General features: G+C 38.7%; 1 protein-coding gene. It reads left to right on the forward strand.

What is annotated here, in order from left to right:
• The coding region (locus tag CW751_RS15240) for a PKD domain-containing protein (protein ID WP_119782979.1) at positions 1–346 on the forward strand (346 nt) is incomplete at both ends.

Consider the following 346-nt stretch of genomic DNA (forward strand, 5'->3'; position numbering starts at 1 on the left):
TTCCATTAATCACGATGTTGATGTATATCCTTTGCCTGTTCCTGATTTTACACCAACAAGCGTTTGTTTAGAGGATGATAGTGAGTTTAATGATTTAAGTACCGTTTCAAACGACCATACATCAAATAATATCGTGCAATGGAATTGGGACTTTGGAGATGGCTCAACAAGCACACAACCCAATCCAATCAATGGATATGCTGCAGATGGAACATACTCAGCAATTTTGGAAGTAATAACTAACCACGGTTGTCGTGAAGAAATAACAAAAACGGTAACAGTTCATCCTCTACCTGTGGTAAGTTTTACAGGGGTTGATTTAGAAGGATGTTCGCCAGTTTGTCCT

The organism is Brumimicrobium salinarum (genome assembly GCF_002844555.1).
GTDB classification, from domain to species: Bacteria; Bacteroidota; Bacteroidia; order Flavobacteriales_D; family Crocinitomicaceae; genus Brumimicrobium; species Brumimicrobium salinarum.